14 protein-coding genes are annotated in these 19,102 nt (G+C 50.8%); 2 read left to right on the top strand and 12 right to left on the bottom strand.

Going from position 1 to position 19,102, the window contains the following annotated elements; genetic code table 11:
- Window positions 1–51: 51 nt before the first annotated feature.
- The 9 genes from ACR9EC_RS02405 to argC form a co-directional block, all read right to left on the bottom strand.
- The gene (locus ACR9EC_RS02405) at window positions 52–3,471 is read right to left on the bottom strand and encodes a S8 family serine peptidase (protein WP_435299927.1); all 3,420 of its coding nucleotides are present in this window, start codon (window positions 3,469–3,471) and stop codon (window positions 52–54) included.
- A gap of 228 nt (window positions 3,472–3,699) precedes the next feature.
- Window positions 3,700–5,190, bottom strand: coding sequence for an argininosuccinate lyase (gene argH, locus ACR9EC_RS02400; RefSeq protein ID WP_435299926.1), 1,491 nt, complete (start codon window positions 5,188–5,190; stop codon window positions 3,700–3,702).
- A gap of 6 nt (window positions 5,191–5,196) precedes the next feature.
- Window positions 5,197–6,438 carry an argininosuccinate synthase gene (locus tag ACR9EC_RS02395; RefSeq protein WP_435299925.1) on the bottom strand — a complete coding sequence of 414 codons (1,242 nt, stop codon included), beginning with the start codon at window positions 6,436–6,438 and terminating at the stop codon, window positions 5,197–5,199.
- A 61-nt stretch (window positions 6,439–6,499) separates the two neighbouring features.
- On the bottom strand, window positions 6,500–7,027 hold the full coding sequence (locus ACR9EC_RS02390; RefSeq protein WP_435299924.1) for an arginine repressor: 528 nt from the start codon (window positions 7,025–7,027) through the stop codon (window positions 6,500–6,502).
- Window positions 7,024–7,956, bottom strand: a complete 933-nt coding sequence (gene argF, locus ACR9EC_RS02385) for an ornithine carbamoyltransferase (protein ID WP_435299923.1) — start codon at window positions 7,954–7,956, stop codon at window positions 7,024–7,026. The genes ACR9EC_RS02390 and argF overlap by 4 nt, the downstream gene beginning before the upstream one ends.
- A 3-nt stretch (window positions 7,957–7,959) precedes the next feature.
- Window positions 7,960–9,234: an acetylornithine transaminase gene (locus ACR9EC_RS02380; RefSeq protein ID WP_435299922.1), complete on the bottom strand. Its 1,275-nt coding sequence runs from the start codon at window positions 9,232–9,234 to the stop codon at window positions 7,960–7,962.
- Window positions 9,231–10,151 carry an acetylglutamate kinase gene (gene argB / locus ACR9EC_RS02375; protein ID WP_435300592.1) on the bottom strand — a complete coding sequence of 307 codons (921 nt, stop codon included), beginning with the start codon at window positions 10,149–10,151 and terminating at the stop codon, window positions 9,231–9,233. Before argB ends, ACR9EC_RS02380 begins: the two co-directional genes overlap by 4 nt.
- Window positions 10,148–11,311, bottom strand: coding sequence for a bifunctional glutamate N-acetyltransferase/amino-acid acetyltransferase ArgJ (gene argJ / locus ACR9EC_RS02370; protein WP_435299921.1), 1,164 nt, complete (start codon window positions 11,309–11,311; stop codon window positions 10,148–10,150). Before argJ ends, argB begins: the two co-directional genes overlap by 4 nt.
- On the bottom strand, window positions 11,308–12,378 hold the full coding sequence (gene argC / locus ACR9EC_RS02365; protein WP_435299920.1) for an N-acetyl-gamma-glutamyl-phosphate reductase: 1,071 nt from the start codon (window positions 12,376–12,378) through the stop codon (window positions 11,308–11,310). Before argC ends, argJ begins: the two co-directional genes overlap by 4 nt.
- 136 nt (window positions 12,379–12,514) lie before the next feature.
- Between argC and ACR9EC_RS02360 the strand changes: the two genes are divergently transcribed.
- Window positions 12,515–13,558, top strand: a complete 1,044-nt coding sequence (locus ACR9EC_RS02360; RefSeq protein ID WP_435299919.1) for a quinone oxidoreductase family protein — start codon at window positions 12,515–12,517, stop codon at window positions 13,556–13,558.
- Between the two features lie 22 nt (window positions 13,559–13,580).
- On the top strand, window positions 13,581–13,838 hold the full coding sequence (locus ACR9EC_RS02355) for a hypothetical protein (protein WP_435299918.1): 258 nt from the start codon (window positions 13,581–13,583) through the stop codon (window positions 13,836–13,838).
- Window positions 13,839–13,889: 51 nt separating this feature from the next.
- On the opposite strand, the gene ACR9EC_RS02350 is transcribed toward ACR9EC_RS02355, so the two are convergent.
- From ACR9EC_RS02350 to pheS, 3 genes are all read right to left on the bottom strand, one after another.
- Window positions 13,890–15,233: a hypothetical protein gene (locus tag ACR9EC_RS02350; protein ID WP_435299917.1), complete on the bottom strand. Its 1,344-nt coding sequence runs from the start codon at window positions 15,231–15,233 to the stop codon at window positions 13,890–13,892.
- Window positions 15,234–15,399: 166 nt separating this feature from the next.
- The gene (pheT, locus tag ACR9EC_RS02345; RefSeq protein WP_435299916.1) at window positions 15,400–17,970 is read right to left on the bottom strand and encodes a phenylalanine--tRNA ligase subunit beta; all 2,571 of its coding nucleotides are present in this window, start codon (window positions 17,968–17,970) and stop codon (window positions 15,400–15,402) included.
- Window positions 17,970–19,049, bottom strand: a complete 1,080-nt coding sequence (gene pheS / locus ACR9EC_RS02340) for a phenylalanine--tRNA ligase subunit alpha (RefSeq protein ID WP_435299915.1) — start codon at window positions 19,047–19,049, stop codon at window positions 17,970–17,972. The genes pheT and pheS overlap by 1 nt, the downstream gene beginning before the upstream one ends.
- Window positions 19,050–19,102: the final 53 nt, after the last annotated feature.

The following is a 19,102-nucleotide window of genomic DNA, read 5'->3' as shown; positions in this document are numbered from 1 at the left end:
GTGGGTAGACGTTTATACCGTCTACCCACCCCGCACTCTCTTCTTCTCGGCTTATGGCGCGATAACTTGTGCCGTGTCTACCTGCAATGGCACGGAACGGCTCAGACCGTAATCCCAGGCATACACAGTGATCTGCTCAGGAAGTTTCGCTTCTTGCCCAAACACCCCTGCATATGTTTTTTCCAGTTGCGCAACAGGAACAACGACTTCGTAGAGGTGACGTCCTTGCGAAGCTTGATACGCCGTATCTGTTGTCAGAACCTTTTCGAAGAAACCGCTTTGGCTGTCAGCATGGAAAGTAAGCGCCGACAAGTACGTATCGTCTGAAACCTGAATACGAACTTTTTTATCTGCGCCTTCGCCCACAAGTTGAACACCTTCAACCTGTGGTCCGGAAAGGTCAACAGTTAACGGTGTTGAAACTCGTTGATTCTGTGGTCGTGGACCTACTGTTCGAGCGGTTTGTTGCAGCACATGTTTTCCAGCTGAAAGCAGGTTTCCCGAACTGTTGAACGCCGTAAAACGAGGTGGTGTGTCAAGGAAGGATTCTGCTGTTGTAACGAACCCTTCAGATGCGTAATAAAAACTCTTACGCACATAGTCATACGAATGCGAAGATACCTTCGTGTTCTTGGTGTCCTTCAGGTCATAGGTCAAGGTAGAAACGTTACGCAACAGGCCAGTTAAAGGTTGCACCTCATTTGGTTTACCGCCATACATAACAGGTGATAAAACGTACCGTTCTGTTTTGATTGTTGCGCTTGGGTTAGTCAGTGCATTCTGTGTGCCCTGTGGGTCAAGTGGATTAACACCAAGAATTGATTTGAAGGTCGTGTTGTACAGAACCGACCCAGAGATATGCGCGTTTCCAGAAACTGCTGGAGCATCAAATACTGGCACTTGTGACCAGTCTCCATAAAAACCAACAAATGGAATCGTTAACGCAGGGTTAGACGACGACGTTAATCGCACAAAGCCATCAATAAAAGTTCCGTTCGAGGCTTCTTTTACTGCAGCACGGAACCTCTTATCTGCTGTAATGCGAACTTTTACAGTAGTTGATTTTCCTGCAGGTACATACAGTGACTTACCTCGAACGTGCTTTCCGCTAAACCTGACAGAAAGACCCTTATTTGTGTAATCTGTGCTCTCTTCTTTGAACAAGCCGTCCTGAATGGTATCTGACAGGGCCGTCGCATCAAGAGAATACTTGTGCGTTTTCTCAGACAGATTGTGGGCAGTAAAAGAGAACGTATATGTTCCTCGACGAGACTCACCCAATGATGCTGTTGGTCTCGTCGCGTCGATGGTTTTCTTCACCGTAAGGTACGTAGGTGTGCGCTGTGCTGCTGGAACATTTGCCAAACCAGCGCCCTGCTTACGCGGAGTGTAATACGTGTGTCCAGCTGAAAGCGGATTTTTCAAAGGAAGAGCAGTGTTCACCGTAAGAATTTGAGCAAGATCGCTTGCTTCTTCTTCTGAAAGATCACCATACTCATCTTCGTTGTCCAGCAGATGCTCCTTAACGATGGCAATAATTCCTGCGATCTGAGGGGCAGCCATTGATGTTCCAGATTTCCAGTCATAACCACCAGGAACAGCCGAGTATATGTTTCCACCAGGAGCAGCAACATCCGGTTTGAGCTGTAGTTCAGGAGTCACTCCCATGGAAGAAAAAGTTGACGCTCTAAAGTTCTGATCTGGATCGTCAATAAAAGCAGAAGAAACCGACAGACTTTTTTGTGATGCCGCAACAAGGGCATCACCCGTAGCTTTAGTAACGACGGCCACTGGGTGTGCTGAAGAGTTCACCGCGGGGTTAATGAAATCCGGTGAATCAGCATTATCCATAATAATGATCGCTGCCGGCCCAAAAGCCTGTGCGTTCGTAACTTTTTCTTGGAAAGAAAACGAGCCTCGGCGAATGAGCACAATTGTTTGAGCGCGCTCAGGTTCAGCGACCTGCGCCATGGCCTCAGCAATATCAGCAGCGCTTCCTAACCCTGCAGACACGTACGAATAAGTCCCCTCTTGCACAGCTGCAAAAGAAGGAATTGATCCATCAGCTGACCCCAACGGACTGAAATACGCCTTGTATCCATCACTTCCACGCAGATACGGGCGCGCAAGGGAATTATTAATCGACGCAACAGACAAGTTAGGCGATATAGCTGAAGGCGATCCCAATATTCCATAGTCAGGGTCCGTAGCAAAAGGTAGGTTCTTACCAGAAGCGTTATTCACTGCAGCCTGGCGGTTGTTACCAGCCGAGACTGACAAGATAATTCCTTCGTCACGAAGCCGACTAAACACGTCTCCATAGACTGCCGCCGAGTCAGCAGTACCAAAGCCTGCGCTTGAGCCCAATGACATGTTGATGACATCCGGTTCAAGAACAGCAGCATCTTCTAAAGCCGCCAAAATCCAGGAATCCGACGCATACCTTTTGGTGTCACTGAAAACTTTTTGCACCATAATTTGGGCGTTTGGTGCTGTGCCTCGGATAGTTTCTCCGCCGTTTGCTGCAGCTATTCCTGCAACGTGAGTACCGTGCGACATGTCGCTTTCAGCCGTTGAATCAACGTTGTTGTCGCCGTCTGCGTAGTCGTAAGCGAAAGGTACTTTATTGCTGATAAATGAAGCGTCTTTGCCCTGGCCTAGTTCAGGCCTTAGTTCATCAATTTCTTCTTGGGAATACCGTAAGGTGTCTTCGTCCAAGGTATCTGCGAACGCTTCGTGTTCCACATCTAAACCAGTGTCAACAATGGAAATGAGCATGTCGTCGCCAAATTTTGTTGATTGTTGCGCGCCGGTCATCGCCAACGAGGACTCATTTTTGAGTGTGTAGCTCTCGGTGTTCAATGGCGAAACTGGCTGATCCTGTGGGATCTCATATCGCTGTTCAACAAACGAATTTTTCACGCTGTTTATTTTGTCAACGTCCGTTTGTCCAAATCGTGGCATCGTTATAGCGACTCCACTGAATGTTGTGTCATATTCTTGAACAACTTCAATAGCCTGCACTTCTTGCTGTGAAAGACCGCGTTCTTGTGCTTGTTTCCTAAGATCAACGAGCAAATTTTCAACAGTTTTGTCACGTGCTGAGGCAGATACACCTTCATCAAATTGAATGATGGTTGTCACTGATTCCAGTGGATCTTCTGCCGCGAGTTTCTGCTCAAGGCTGTCATCTTGTTGAGTAGATGAAGCGACGTTTTTTTGCGCTTTTCGGCTTTCTTTCGCAACTTTCGCTGGACTTAAAAGATCACGTGCATCAGTCTCAGTTTCTTCTGCATACGTGTAAAGCGGCTCTGTTGGTTCTGCTGACGACGCTGTCGCAGAAATAACCAGACCTGTTGCTGCGACGCCTGCTACGAGGCTCACACTTGTGGTTGCAGCAATGAATTGTCGAACTGTGATTCGCGGGCGTTGTGTGCCCGGGCACGCTGTGCGTGTTCGTTGTGCTGTCATAAACAGAACGTAATAAGAACCACTTTATCTCGCACAATGAAACAATAGGGACTTCTTTCGGTATTCAAAGATATGTATCTATGATAGCGAAGCGCTCACACATGTTTTACCTGCAAAAATAGTGGGATGAGTAAAACACTCATCCCACTATTGAATAGAAGAAAACATAAGTAAAGCGGCGGACTGCATAAGTTATGCAGCCCGCCGCTTCACTGTTTTAAACCAACACTAGCCGTTTACCCAATACCGGTATTCCGCAACCTGAACTTTCGCTTCCGCTAACTGTTCAGCAACACGCTCTGGTGCAGTTCCTCCCACTGCATTGCGAGACTGCAAAGAACCTTCAACAGAAAGCACGCTCCGCACATCCGGTGTTAAATGTTCAGAAATCTGTGCCAACTCTGCGTCTGACAAGTCCCACAGTTCAATACCGCGTTCTTCGCACACACGCACACACGAACCAGCAACTTCATGTGCAACACGGAACGGCACTCCCCCACGAACCAGCCACTCCGCAATATCAGTAGCAAGCGAAAAGCCTTGCGGTGCAAGATCCGCCATACGATCTGTATCGAAGGAAAGAGTCTCGATCATTCCTGCAAACGCTGGAAGCAACACCTGCAAGGTGTCAATTTGATCAAAAACAGGCTCTTTGTCTTCTTGTAAATCACGGTTGTACGCCAAAGGCAAGCCCTTCAACGTGGCAAGAAGCCCAGTCAAATCACCAAGAATACGACCTGCCTTACCGCGAGCAAGTTCTGCGATATCTGGGTTCTTTTTTTGCGGCATAATCGACGAACCAGTTGAGAAGGCATCATCAAGTGTGACAAAACCAAATTCTTTTGTGTTCCAGATTATGATCTCTTCAGAGAAGCGTGACAGATCAATAGCAAGCATCGCAGCAACAAAAGCGAACTCAGCTACAACATCACGTGCGGCAGTGCCATCAATAGAGTTCTCCACCGACGAGTCAAACCCTAAATCAACGGCTACTGCCTCTGGGTCCAACCCAAGCGAAGAACCTGCAAGAGCACCAGAACCATACGGAGATTTTGCCGCCCGCACATCCCAGTCAATAAACCGATCAACATCACGCAACAACGGCCATGCATGAGCTAGCAGATGATGAGCCAACAAAACAGGTTGCGCATGTTGCAAGTGCGTACGACCAGGCATCGGCGCATGAGGATGACGTTCCGCCTGAGAAATAAGCGCATCAACCACATCAAGAACAAGCGAACCAACTTCTTTTGCTTGTTCCCTCAAATACATGCGTACAAGCGTTGCAATCTGATCATTACGCGATCGACCAGCACGTAGTTTTCCGCCTAGTTCAACGCCAGCACGCTCAATAAGCCCACGTTCTAATGCGGTGTGCACGTCTTCGTCGTCATCAGCTGCAACAAAAACACCCGACTGCACATCATCGTGGAGTTGATCTAACGCTTGGTGCATGCCTTCAAGTTCATCGTCTGAAAGCAAACGAGCCTTATGCAACACACGAGCATGCGCTTTCGACCCAGCAATATCGTGGCCAGCTAAACGCCAATCAAAATGCGTTGACTTAGATAAAGCTGCAAGCGCATCAGCTGGGCCGCCCGCAAATCGTCCGCCCCATAAGGACACTCGTGTGCTGGAAGCGCCAACGGCGGCAGAAGAATCAACCTCTGCCGCTGCCGGGTTTTCTGGCTGCGAAGATTGTGCTTCGCTGTCAGTCATATGTGATCACTTCTCCGTGTTGAGGGTAAAGCCTGAAAGATCGACGCCGTTACCAAATTTCATGTCACGTGCCGCTGCTAATTTTGCAGTAAGACCATAGATTTCAATGAATCCACGTGCTTGGCTTTGGTCGAAGGAGTCACCTTCATCGTATGTTGCGAGGTTAAAGTCGTATAGAGCTACCTCTGAGCGCCGCCCAGTTACAGTCGCACGACCACCATGCAATGTCATGCGGATATCACCAGACACATACTTTTGTGTGTCATCAATGAAGGCTTCGAGAGACCGCTTTAGCGGCGAGAACCACATACCGTCATACACGAGTTCCGTCCAGCGTTGCTCAACCGTACGTTTGAACCGAGCCTGTTCCCGTTCGAGGGTAACGTTTTCGAGTTCTTGGTGTGCTGCGATAAGTGCCATCGCACCTGGAGCTTCATAAACCTCTCGCGACTTGATTCCAACAAGGCGGTCTTCCACGATGTCGATACGACCAATGCCCTGTGCACCCGCACGACGGTTCATCTCTTGAATCGCTTCAAGTGGAGTAACGGGGACGCCATCTAACGCTACAGGGATACCACGTTCAAACGTAATAACCACTTCGTCTGCAACTGGTGGGAAGGTTGGGTCGTCAGTGTAGCTGTACACGTCTTTTGTTGGCCCATTCCAAATGTTTTCTAAGAAACCAGTTTCGACTGCGCGACCCCACACATTTTGGTCAATGGAGAATGGGTTGTGCTTTGTCGTTTCGATAGGAAGCGAATGGTTTTCGGCATATGTGATCGCCTTTTCACGAGTAAGAGCGAGGTCACGCACGGGTGCCAAGCATTTGAGGTCTGGCGCCAAAGAGGTGATTCCAACTTCAAAACGCACCTGGTCGTTGCCTTTACCCGTGCAACCATGCGCAACAGTAGTGGCATCAAATTGGCGAGCAGCGCGCACAAGGTGTTTCACAATTGTTGGACGAGATAACGCCGAAACAAGTGGGTATCGATCAAGATAAAGCCCATTAGCGCGTAATGCTGGCATGCAGTACTCAGTCGCGAACTCATCGCGCGCGTCTGCAATGTACGCTTCAACAGCACCGCAGTCGAGTGCACGTTGACGAATAACTTCAAGGTCTTCTCCGCCTTGGCCAACGTCAACAGCTACAGCAATGACTTCTGCTCCGGTAGCTTCTGCAATCCATCCGATTGCTACAGAGGTGTCGAGTCCGCCTGAATAAGCGAGTACTACGCGTTCGGTCATGGGAATTCTACTTTCTCAACTTCAGTGATCGTAATGATCGCACTTCTTTAGTTTTGGGTGATTATGCTTCGGGGTAGCCGTCTGAGGCCAAAGATACGAAACGGGCGGCAAGCTCTCTGCCGGTCGTTCCTTCACGAGCGATGACAAGAACTGTGTCGTCTCCAGCGATTGTGCCCATGATGCCTTGCACACTTCCCTGATCGATCACAGAACCTAAGTACTGTGCGGCTCCTGGCGGTGTGCGCAGTACAGCGAAGTTATGTGAGCTCTCTGCGGAGATAAGCAGTTCCACGCATAGCCTCGCAAGGCGAGTAAGCGAGGCTTCGCTTTCTCGGGCGTTGCGTGCCTGATCTATACCTTCTTGTGCAACGGTATAAATCAACCCGCCAGACTCATCTCGAGTTTTTTCTGCCCGCAACTCAATAAGGTCACGCGAAAGAGTTGCCTGGGTAACATGCAGTCCATCTTCTGCGAGCGCTTTAGCGAGTTCGGCTTGAGAATGTATGGTGTGCTGTCCGAGGATTTGCACGATGCGTGCGTGTCTGGCTGCTTTTGTTGCCGGTACTGATCCGGGTATTGGTGTGCTCATGAGTTCTCCACTAGCCACGTCATTAGTGCTTTTTGGGCATGCAATCTGTTTTCTGCTTCGTCCCAGACCACTGATTGTGGTCCGTCGATAACGTCGGCTGTTATTTCTTTGCCTCGGTATGCGGGGAGGCAGTGTAGGACGAGTGCGTTTGGTGCGGCAGCTGATAGTAGTTGTGCGTTGACTTGAAAGGGTAGGAATGGGAGTGCGCGTTCTTGTGAGGATTCTTCATCGCCCATCGATACCCACGTGTCTGTTGCGATGATGTCCGCGTTTTCTACTGCATGGTCAGGGTCGGTAGTAATTGTTACTGACCCTCCTGTTTGTTGTGCGATGATGTGTGCGTCGTGCACGATCTGTGGGTCGGGGTGGTATCCCTCTGGCGCTCCAATGCGTACGTGCATGCCGGCAGTTGCACCGCCTAGGAGGTACGAGTGTGCCATGTTGTTTGCGCCGTCACCCACATAGCTCAAGGTGAGTCCTGCGAGGTTATCTACTCCGCCTTTGTGCTGTGCGATGGTTAAGAGGTCGGCGAGTATTTGGCAGGGGTGGAATTCGTCGGTGAGGGAGTTGATGACAGGCACTGTTGAGTGTGCTGCCATTTCGATGACGTTTTCTTGTCCGAAGGTGCGCCACACGATTGTGGAGGTTTGTCGTGTGAGTACACGGGCGGTGTCTGCGATTGGTTCGCCGCGGCCTAGTTGTGATCCTGCTGCGTCAATAACGAGTGGGTAACCGCCTAGTTCTGCGACTCCAGCTGAGAATGATACACGTGTTCGGGTTGAGGGTTTATCGAAAATTATTGCTACTGCTTGTGGCCCTTCAAAGGGGCGTTTGTGGTAGCGGTTCTGTACGAAGTCCATGCCAAGTGTGAGTACAGCGTTTTGTTCTTGTGGCGATAGGTCATCGTCGCGTAGGAAGTGTCTTGGCATGGGTTACTCCTGTGTTTCTGCAGTGAGTGTTGTTGGGTCGTGTGGAAGGGCGCTCATGAATTCGAGGAATGGTTGGATATCTTCGAGTGTCAATATGAGCGGTGGGGCAAGGCGTAGGGTTTTAGGGTTGACTGCATTAACGATAAATCCGGCGTTCAGTGCGCGTTGCTGTAGGAGTGCGGCGTATTCCTCTGAGAGTTCTATTGCGATGAGCAGTCCTTCTCCTCGCACCGTTGAGATTAGGGGGTGCTTTAGGTTCAGCAATGAGGACTTAATGTGACCGCCTAGTTCACTAACGTGATGCAGAAGGTTGTCACGGTCGATAACACCGAGCGTGGCAAGCCCTGCCGCTGCTGCTACTGGGTTTCCACCGAAGGTCGTTCCGTGTTGTCCGCGGCCTAATAGTGTTGCGGTGGGTCCAAAAGCGATAACCGCACCTATAGGAAATCCGCCGCCTAGCCCTTTTGCGAGGGACATGACATCTGGGGTGTTCCCTTCGCCGATGTGTGGGAGTTGATGAGCAAACCACGCACCGGTACGCCCGATTCCTGTTTGGACTTCGTCTAAGGCGAGAAGAGCGCCGTGGCGTGAGGTAAGTTCTCTGGCTTTTGCCATATACCCGTGAGGTAATGGCACTACCCCAGCTTCGCCTTGTAATGGTTCGACGATCATCATTGCGATGTCGTTGCCGTCGTGTGCGAAGGCTTGCTCTAGTGCGTTTAGGTCACCAAATGGTAGGAACTCAACACCGCCTGGTAAAGGTTCGAAAGGTTCACGGTATGCGGCTTTTGATGTAAGAGCGAGCGCCCCCATAGTGCGTCCGTGGAAGGCACCTTCTAAAGCGAGGATACGGCTGCGCCCTGTTTTTCTCGCTATTTTGAAGAGTGCTTCGTTTGCTTCAGCGCCAGAGTTGGTAAAGAACACTCGTGAGTCGTGTGGGGCTTTTGCTAGAGACAAAAGTTTTTCTGCGAGCGCTATCTGGGTGGGTGTGCCAAAGAAGTTTGATACGTGACCGAGTGTCCCGAGTTGTGCGCTAATGGCGGCAGTGAGCGTGGGGTGGGCGTGTCCTAGTGCGTTCACTGCTATGCCGGCGAGTAGGTCGAGGTATTTTTTTCCGTCTGCGTCCCACACGTATACGCCGTCTCCTCGTACAAGGATGCGGGAGGGTGCACCAAATGTGTCCATGACGGAGTGTGTGTACCGTTGTGTCCACGCTTCAGAGTGTGCGACATCGTGGCCGTTGGGCTGTGCCGTTGCGTGTAGAGCGTTAGCGTTCACTGGTGTGCCTTTCCGTCCGGGACAACCATGGTTCCGATGCCTTTTGACGTGAATACTTCCATGAGGACTGAGTGTGCGATTCTGCCGTCAATGACGTGTGCTTCGCGTACTCCGCCTTCAACTGCGCGTAGGCAGGCTTCCATTTTTGGTACCATTCCTGATTCCAATGTTGGCAGCAATTCGGTGAGTTCTACGGTTGTAATGTGGCTGACGAGTGAAGTTGTGTCTGGCCAGTTTGTGTACAGGCCTTCTACGTCGGTGAGCACAATAAGTTTTCGTGCGCCGAGGGCAATAGCGAGTGCGGCGGCAGCTGTGTCTGCGTTAATGTTCAACACTGTTGTTGGGTCGTCAATATCTGGTGCGACGGTTGAGACTACTGGGATACGCCCTGAGTCGAGTAGGTCGCTTACTGCTTGCGGGTTAACCCGCACGACGTCTCCTACAAGGCCTACATCTACGGATTCTCCGTCTACAGTTGCGGTACGCCTGCTTGCTTGGAAGAGTCCAGCGTCTTCCCCGGAGAGGCCTACTGCGTGTGGGCCGTGGGCGTTTAATAATCCGACGAGTTCGCGTGAGACTTTTCCGGTCAGGACCATTCGGACCACGTCCATTGCTTCGGGTGTGGTTACTCGAAAGCCGCCTTTGAATTCTGATTCAATTCCAAGCCGGGAAAGCATAGTTGATATTTGTGGGCCACCACCGTGCACAATTACGGGGCGCAAGCCAACGTGTTGCAGGAACACCATGTCTTGCGCAAAAGCTGCTTTGAGGGTGTCGTCGATCATGGCGTTGCCACCATATTTGACGACGACGAGCGCACCTTTAAATTGTTGCAACCACGGTAATGCTTCAAGGAGTACTTCAGCTTTTTGGCTGGGGTTAAGGTCTGCCGCTTCAGTGTGTGTTGTTGTGGTCATGAGGAGTAGGCGCTGTTCTCGTGTACGTAATCGTGGGTGAGGTCGTTGGTCCACACGGTAGCGTTTGCTTGGCCCGCGTGTAGGTCGATGGTGACGTCGACTTCACGGTTTGCGGCAAGGTCAACGAGGTTTCTGTCTTCTCCTACTCCCCCACGGGTGCACACTTGGATGCCGTTTATTGTGACATCTAAAGCATGTGGATCGTACGGTGCTTGTTCTTCGGGTACGGTGCCGACTGCGGAGAGGATTCTTCCCCAGTTTGGGTCGTTACCAAATATTGCGGCTTTGAACAGGTTGGATCGTGTTACTGCTCGAGCTACTGTAACGGCAGCTTCTTCAGTTGACGCGTTTACCACGTTGACTGCGATGTCGTGGGTGGCGCCTTCAGCATCAGCGATAAGTTGCCGTGCCAAACTTGCACATACGATGGTTAGACCGTGAGCAAAGTCTTCGTCGGACACTGAGACACCACTTGCACCTGAGGCAAGTAAAGCGACGGTGTCGTTTGTCGACATGCATCCGTCGGAGTCGATGCGATCGAATGTTGTGCGTGTGGCTGTGCGTAGTTGTTGGTCTGCTTGTTCAGCTGTGACAACTGCGTCTGTGGTGATAACACACAGCATTGTTGCTAGTCCCGGTGCGAGCATGCCAGCGCCTTTAGCGATACCGCCTATTGACCAGCCGTTTCCTTGATATTCTGCGGTTTTAGGAACGCTATCGGTTGTCATGATGGCGTGCGCTGCATCGTGCCCGCCTTGAGCATTCGCGTATGCTACTGCATCGTCAATGCCGGTTAGGAGTTTATCCATTGGCAGGTTTACGCCAATGAGTCCTGTGGAGCAGACGAGGACGTCTTGCGAGGATATATCTAGTTTTTCTGCCACGTATTCCGCAGTGTGGTGTGTGTCGGCAAAGCCTTGCGGTCCAGTACACGCGTTAGCGCCGCCAGAGTTGAGGATTATTGCGCGAGCTCGTCCGTCTGCAACAGCTTGCCGTGTCCACGCGACGGGTGCAGCGTGCACACGATTCGAGGTGAGCACTGCCGCGGCCACATCTAATGGGCCGTGGTTTACGATGAGGGCAACGTCTTTGTTTCCGCTGGTTTTTATTCCGGCAGCGATTCCGCTAGCGGTAAATCCGTGTGGTGTTGTCACGCTCATGGTGCGATTCCTTGTGTTGTTAGCCCGAGAGTTTCAGGGAGTCCTAAAGCAATATTGATTGATTGTATTGCGGCTCCTGCGGTGCCTTTGACGAGGTTGTCCAACGCAGTAATGACAACAATTTTCTGGGCTGTTTGGTCGAACGTTACTTGTATGTGTGCGGTGTTCGCGCCAAGGGTTGCTTTGGTGGTAGGCCACGTACCTTGAGGTAGTACTTCAACGAATGGTTCGTTATCGTATGCGGCTGACCACAGTTCATTGAGTTCTTGATGTGTGAACTCAGAATCGAGGTTTTGTGGTGCTGCGGTCATTGTCGCAAGAATTCCGCGTGACATGGGCACTAGTACGGGGGTAAAAGACAGTGCACATTCTGTGGCGCCTGCACGGATAAGGTTTTGTTTGATTTCTGGAATGTGCCGGTGCGTGCCACCTACTGCGTAGGGGGTCGCTGTTCCAAGTCCTTCGGACGCGAGGAGATGTGGTTGCAGGCTTTTGCCAGCGCCAGAATATCCGACTGCGAGTACCGCGTTGAGGGTAGCTGTGTCGATAAGTCCAGCGTTCACAGCTGGTTGCAGTCCAAGGGTTACAGCTGTGACATTGCATCCGGGAACAGCGATCCGCGTTGCTCCTATGAGAGCTTCCCGTTGCTTGTCGGACGTGTTTTTGTATGTGGTCAGGAGTTCTGGCATGCCGTACGTCCATGTACCTGCATGTTCTGTTCCATAATATTTTTTCCAGTCATCGGCGTTTTCTAACCGATGATCTGCTCCTAAATCGACAACAAGTGTCGATTGTGGAAGTTGAGCCGCGATGTTTCCGCTTGCTCCGTGCGGCAGAGCAAGGATAACGATGTCGTGTCCGGCAAGAGTTTCTGGTGTTGTTGCAAGGAGTTCTCGTTGCGCGAGCACGCGCAAGTGGGGGTGATGTTCTCCGAGCAGTGTTCCCGCACGAGAGTGTGCGGTTACCGCTCCGATAGTAAATTCTGGGTGCTGCGTCAGTAGACGCAACACTTCTCCGCCCGCGTATCCGCTTGCTCCTGCAACTGCCACCGAATAAACCATGTGCATAACCATACATTGCAATGCAAAGTAATTCATTATTTTCTGGGGAAACACACTGAAAAGATCACATGATGATACGAAAATATGCAGTATGCGTTATTTTTAAGTTTCGTGGGTCACACAACACTAATACCCTAGAAGCATGACGACCTCAAAGACCCCTTACGCAATAATCGCGCCGCGCCCTGGAGACCACACGATTCTGCGCCGACAAGCAATCACCGTACCGTCGCCCAAGCCACACGAATTAGTAGTAAAAATAAGCGCCGCTGGGGTTAACTTCATTGATACGTATTTACGCTCAGGCGTCTACACGACGACATACCCTCATGTCATCGGCACCGAAGGGGCTGGCGTCGTCCAAAAAGTCGGTTCCGAAGCTACACATTTTTCTGTTGGCGATCGAGTCACATGGACCGCAGCTCCAGGGTCATATGCAACTCATGTTGCAGTCCCCGCCGCCAACGCAGTGCGCATACCTGATTCCGTAGACACGCAGACCGCTGCTGCCCTCCCCCTCCAAGGGCTCACCGCACACTACCTTGCAACTTCCAGCTATCCGCTCACGCCGGGCGATATCGCTCTTATTCACGCAGGAGCTGGTGGAGTGGGTCTACTACTCACCCACATTGCACAACTGCTTGGCGCACATGTCATATCAACAGTTTCAACAGCCAACAAGGCAGAATTATCCAAACAAGCCGGGGCCGATCACGTCATTCGATATGACCAATACGACGACATCGCCACTGAACTACCCCTCGCAGTGCGCAAGCACGCAGCAGACATTCGAGCCATACACGGACATTCTTACGACGACGGCCGAGGCGAAGGAGTCTCAGTCGTATACGACGGCGTTGGACACAGCACATTCGAAGCTTCGCTTGCGTCGTTGCGCACACGAGGCACCCTTGTTCTTTTTGGTGGCTCTTCCGGTCAGGTCGATCCCTTCAACTTACAGAGGCTTAATTCAGGGGGCTCGCTAACCATTACTAGGCCAAGCCTGACGCATTTTCTACTTACCCGCCAAGAACTTGAATCAAGAATGAACGACCTATATGCGTGGCACGCTCAAGGGAAACTTCCCATCACTGTTGGTGCGACATACCCACTTGAACAGGCATCTTTAGCACATCAAGCATTAGAATCACGTGCCACATCAGGAAAAATTCTGCTTATACCCTAACCCCTCCCTATACTGTGGAGTTATGTCGCAACCTCCCGAAAACTACAACCCATACACTGACAATGGACCACGATCATCCCTGTCAAAATTAGTCACTGGGTTAGCAGTCATCTTGACCTTTGTCCTAGTTGGCTACTATGCCTACATCGGTTACAACAATGAACGCGACACGTGCCTGTACCAAGCCGAGATTACGCCCGACGTTCACGTAGAGTTTTCCCTCACGTGGAAGCCACCGTTTTACTCGTGCACAATTACCGGCCCTGTTGAGCAAGCCTAGCCTTTACGCTCATGAACATTAGGCTTTACCCAACTCATGCATTGGAACCACTTACTTGCTGGCATCGGGTCGCATGACGACTAAAGGTTCGTAATCCTCATAGTATCCATCTGCGTCTTTTTTAGCGGCATAGAGCAAAATCGCAATATTTTCTTCTGCCCGATATCCAGGCTTGCGATTGAGCATCTGTTCTGCCTCACCAATTTTGTATATACGTGATGTTTTGAAGTCGTAGAAGAAACCGCCCATCATATCTTCGACAAAGAACACGCCGAAAGGCGTTGCTCGCACTGCGTTCAATGTGTAATCGAATTCTTCCCAGGCAATGGTGGTTGTTTTTCCATCACGCACTATATCCAACCGGTTCTGTGAGGTAATAGGGTCTTCAGCATCTATCCCCTGAACGTACCGCCCTACTGCCAATACATCACCGCAAGCGCTTACGTAGTCTGGAGTTTCTTCGACATCTACTGCTGTCCAAAGCACGTCATCGCTTACCATTGCACCCTGAGCGTCAAACGTACGCCGATGCACTTGAGCAGGCTGATCAACGTCACCTGTCGATTGTGCAGAAACAACATACGTAAAACTTGGGGAATCTGCGGTGGCGCACAAATCCGATTCCATAGCCCACCCACCTAGGATTTCTTCTTTCATCGGTGTTGATGCATCTGTTGGCGCAGAAAATATACTCATTCCTAGCGCATCATCATGGTTTTCTAAGGTTTCAGATTCCACCCAGTACACGTCATCCGCTACATTTATGGGGTCGGATCCCTCACCAAAAACATTGCGATTTAATCCCTGGTCATCGACGGTGCTTGTCCCAATCTTTCGCGCATTCAATCCGTCAGGGTCAGCAACCCACACATCATAGTCGTCGGTATCAAGCTCAAACGTTTGTTTACGTGGCGTCCATACAACATGTGATTGGCTGCGCACTTTTGAGCCAGAACCTCCATTACCAGATTCTGCGTCAGCTTTTCCTTTGTACAAGTCCAGCCCCCAATCACGAACAGCCCCTGTGATTGGGTCAAACTCCACAGTCTTTTCAGGCAACCAATCATCATACTCTGCACGATTTCCATCTTCATCAATGTGTGGACGGTGCTCGCCGTTCTCGTACCAGATAGTTCCATCAGAAGAAAATGTCAATGAAACATGGCCTCGTGCTTGCTTTGGCGGCTTCGGAGATTTAACTTTCTTGAGCACTCCCTCTTCAAATGCATCTGGGTAATGATCGTTTTCGCTAAACATAATCCACGACGGATCAAACGTCTTTTTTTGCTGTGGCGCGGCCGCGGTTCCGTCAACGTGGTCTGTCTTACTAGGGGCAGACGCATCATCTTGCTTCACAACACCGCACGCAGCCAGCAGGCTGCTTGCTAAACACATAGCAAGCACCCCTCTCACTCTTACCTCAGCCGCCATACAGCCTTCATCCCCTTCTACGTCATAGCGTACAAAATAAGAATAAATGTACTAAATGGATGCAATTAAATAAAAATAGTGGCCGGACCCTAAGGCCCAGCCACTATATGCACAACTTAACGTGACAGCATTAACTTCGTAACGAACCACCAACGCGGCGCGCCACCTCAGCAACCACTGACTCACGAATACGAGTCGTGTCTTCAGCGCTTAAGGTTCGATCCTGAGCTCGCAAACGCAATGAGAACGCAAGAGATTTCTTACCCTCACCGATCTGCTCACCAACAAAGACATCGAAAACATCCAGATCTTCTAAAGCGTCTCCTGCGCCAGCAACAATCGCATCACGCACAGCATGAGCAGTCACCTCGTCGTCAACTACAAAAGCAAGATCTTCCTTAGCTAATGGAAAAGTCGATACCGGAACTGCCTGATACGGTTCCGTTCCGCGAGCAGCAACCAACACATCCATATTCACTTCAAAAGCCACAGTGCGCGTAGGCAAACCAAGCGTTTCGAGAACTTTTGGATGCAACTCACCAGCATGACCAATTACTGTGCCATCTGCTGTAGTAAAACGTGCACATCGCCCTGGGTGGTATGGCGCATACTCTGTATCGCTTACGCGAGCTACGTCAACTCCCGCACGTTGCGCAATTACTTCAACCGCATGCACAGCATCAGTCCAGTCAGCGACACGACCAGCGCCCCACCAACCAGCTTCAGCACGAAGACCGGAAAGCACACCCGCAATATGACGCGGTTGCGCAGGCACAGCAGCATGCAATGCTGCCAACTGCTCTTCAGTTGGCTTAACAGCTGGTGGAAGTTGCGGAGCGGCGGGCGCATTGAGTGCCGGACGCACAACAAGTCCTTGCTCAAACAAAGCAATGTTGGTGTTACCGCGCGCCACATTCCGACGTGCAGCCTCAAGAAGAGTCACCAACACGTGCGTACGCAATAACGCTTTATCGCCTTGCAGAGGGTTCTGAATCTTTGTTGCGCGCCTACGATCGTCATCCTGCGGGATATGCAAATCGTCAAATTGCGATGCACTTACAAACGGGTAAGTCAAAACTTCAACAAAACCGTTTTCGGCGAGCCCACGAGACACGCTACGACGAATATGCTGTGCAGCAGTTAGCCCCCGACCTGCAGGAACTACAGGAAGAATCGAAGGGATTTTGTCGTAGCCGATAAGACGAGCAACTTCTTCTACAAGTTCAGCGGCACCAGTAAGATCTGGCCGCCATGAAGGTGGTGTCACGTCAACAATTGAACTGTTTTCAATTGGCTTAACAACACAACCAACAGCTTGTAACGCACCAATTACTTGTTCGTCGCTGTAGTCGACACCGCACAAGCGTTGCGGGTCACGCAGTGAGAACTTGATCGCTGACGGCGCAGTCGTCTCATTAAGGTCGAAGACAGCAGAATCAGCTGTGCCACCACCATATTCAACGAGCAGTTCGACAACGCGTTGTGCTGCGACAGCAGGGAGCGTGTAGTCGACGCCACGTTCGAAACGTTTTGCCGCTTCGGAAGACAATTTATGGCGTCGCGCCGTGCGAGCGATCGAAACCTGTTCAAAATGTGCAGCTTCGATGAGTACGTCAGTAGTTGTGGATGAAACTTCAGTGCTTGCCCCACCCATAACGCCGGCAAGGCCTACTACTCGACTGCCTTGTTCACCATCTGGGGAATCTGTAATGAGTAGATCTTCAGAGTGAAGTGTACGCTCAGCCTCATCTAATGTTGTAAGTTTTTCTCCCGTACGTGCACGACGAACAACAATTGGAGCAGTTACTGTTGCGAGATCATATGCATGCAACGGCTGACCTAAATCAAGCATGACATAGTTAGTGACATCTACAGCCAGCGAAATTGGACGCATTCCTGCTTGTTCAAGACGCTTCTGCATCCATCGAGGTGACGGACCTGCTGCAGCCACACCACGCACAATCCGGGTAACAAACCTGTCGCATCCTACCAATCCGTGGATTGGTTGCTCGTCGTCGACGATTACAGGGAATCCGTTTTCGGTAGCTGCAGGAAGGTCTGCGCGAATGCCTGGGTCAACAAAGACAGCACCGGTCGAGTGTGAATATTCTCGGGCCACGCCTCGCATTGAGAAGCAGTATCCACGATCAGGAGTCACATTGATTTCTAAGGTTTCTTCGTCAAGGCCAAGCAACGCGAGCGCGTCTTGCCCAACAGTTAATTCGTCAGCTGTGAAACCAAGAGCGGTAAGAACAATGATTCCAGCGTGGTCATCGCCTAACCCAAGTTCACGTTGTGAACAGATCATTCCGTCAGAGATATGACCGTACGTTTTACGCGAAGAGATCGCGAATGGTCCAGGCAACACAGCACCTGGCAATGCAACAACAACAAGGTCGTTTTCTACAAAGTTGTGCGCACCACAAATAATTCCACGAGCGATAGTGGGGTTTCCGTTGCTGTCCAGCACGTTATATTGCCCGACATCAACTTGGCACCAGTTGATCGTCTTACCGTTTTTTTGTGGTTCTTTTTCGAGTGAGAGTACACGACCAACAACCAGCGGACCGGTAATGCCTGAAGAGTGAATTTCTTCTTCTTCTAGCCCAACTTTTACAAGATCAGATGCAAGCTGTTCAGCTGTTAAATCATGTGGGATTTCAACGTGTTCAGCGAGCCAAGGAAGTGAAATAAGTGGCATCAGATGTCCATCCCAAACTGAGTTGAAAAACGCACGTCACCTTCAATAATGTCGCGCATGTCTGTAATTCCGTGACGAAGCATCAAGGTGCGTTCCAGTCCCATACCGAACGCAAATCCGGTATAGGTTTCTGGGTCAATTCCTGCTGCCCGAAGCACATTTGGGTTGACCATTCCGCAGCCGCCCCATTCGATCCAGCCAGCGCCACCTTTCTTGTGTGGGAACCACAAATCCATTTCAGCGCTTGGCTCAGTAAATGGGAAGAAGGATGGGCGGATACGGGTTTTAGCTTCTGGACCAAACATTGCACGCGCAAAGTGATCAAGAGTGCCTAGAAGATGCGCCATCGTTAACCCTTTATCAACAGCAAGTCCTTCGACTTGGTGGAATACGGGGGTGTGTGTCGCGTCAAGTTCGTCAGTTCGGAATGTTTTCCCTGGGCAAGCAATATAGAGCGGCAACTCTCGTTCTAGGAGTGTACGTGCCTGCACTGGTGAAGTATGTGTGCGCAGGACAAGGCCTGAATCTTTTTCGCCGTCTGGTCCTTCTACAAAGAAAGTGTCTTGCATCTGGCGCGCAGGATGATCGGGGCCAAAGTTAAGCGCATCAAAGTTGAACCATTCTGCTTCAACTTCTGGTCCTTCTGCGATTTCCCACCCCATCGAGACGAAGAAATCTTGGACTTTATCTTGTAACGATTCCAAAGGATGGCGTGCGCCCGTGTTCCTGCGTGCGACCGGCAGGGTCACGTCAACAGCTTCTTCAACAAGAACGCGTGCATCGCGTTCTTCCTCTAAAACTGTTTGACGTTCTGAGATGGCTTTATTGATGCGCCCTCGCGTAGGCCCCAGCAATTTTCCGGCTCGGGCCTTGTCTTTAGGTTCAAGTTTCCCAATTTCACGGTTGACAAGTGCTAGCGGACTCTTGTCTCCCGTGTGGGCGATACGAACAGTTTTCAGTTCATCGAGATCCGACGCGCCTGCAACTGCCACAAGTGCGGCGTTCAGCGCAGCGTCGATCGCGTGTTCGTCAAGCGGTGAGAACGGTGCAACATTCGATTCAGATGCAGGCGTTGACATACATGCCTTTCCGGTTTTCCTCCGAAGTGGTCGGTCGACCAAAGATCTATTTT

This window comes from Timonella sp. A28, assembly GCF_051200815.1.
GTDB lineage: Bacteria > Actinomycetota > Actinomycetes > Actinomycetales > Cellulomonadaceae > Timonella.
This window is presented reverse-complemented; position numbering and strand designations above follow the sequence as displayed.

Excerpts from the sequence above, each read along its gene's own strand:
- argB (WP_435300592.1), bottom strand. The coding sequence starts at position 10,151 with ATGACCACAACAACACACACTGAAGCGGCAGACCTTAACCCCAGCCAA.
- argJ (WP_435299921.1), bottom strand. The coding sequence starts at position 11,311 with ATGAGCGTGACAACACCACACGGATTTACCGCTAGCGGAATCGCTGCC.
- ACR9EC_RS02405 (WP_435299927.1), bottom strand. The coding sequence starts at position 3,471 with ATGACAGCACAACGAACACGCACAGCGTGCCCGGGCACACAACGCCCG.
- argH (WP_435299926.1), bottom strand. The coding sequence starts at position 5,190 with ATGACTGACAGCGAAGCACAATCTTCGCAGCCAGAAAACCCGGCAGCG.
- ACR9EC_RS02355 (WP_435299918.1), top strand. The coding sequence starts at position 13,581 with ATGTCGCAACCTCCCGAAAACTACAACCCATACACTGACAATGGACCA.
- ACR9EC_RS02360 (WP_435299919.1), top strand. The coding sequence starts at position 12,515 with ATGACGACCTCAAAGACCCCTTACGCAATAATCGCGCCGCGCCCTGGA.
- ACR9EC_RS02350 (WP_435299917.1), bottom strand. The coding sequence starts at position 15,233 with ATGTGTTTAGCAAGCAGCCTGCTGGCTGCGTGCGGTGTTGTGAAGCAA.
- pheT (WP_435299916.1), bottom strand. The coding sequence starts at position 17,970 with ATGCCACTTATTTCACTTCCTTGGCTCGCTGAACACGTTGAAATCCCA.
- argF (WP_435299923.1), bottom strand. The coding sequence starts at position 7,956 with ATGCCAAGACACTTCCTACGCGACGATGACCTATCGCCACAAGAACAA.
- ACR9EC_RS02395 (WP_435299925.1), bottom strand. The coding sequence starts at position 6,438 with ATGACCGAACGCGTAGTACTCGCTTATTCAGGCGGACTCGACACCTCT.
- pheS (WP_435299915.1), bottom strand. The coding sequence starts at position 19,049 with ATGTCAACGCCTGCATCTGAATCGAATGTTGCACCGTTCTCACCGCTT.
- argC (WP_435299920.1), bottom strand. The coding sequence starts at position 12,378 with ATGCACATGGTTTATTCGGTGGCAGTTGCAGGAGCAAGCGGATACGCG.
- ACR9EC_RS02390 (WP_435299924.1), bottom strand. The coding sequence starts at position 7,027 with ATGAGCACACCAATACCCGGATCAGTACCGGCAACAAAAGCAGCCAGA.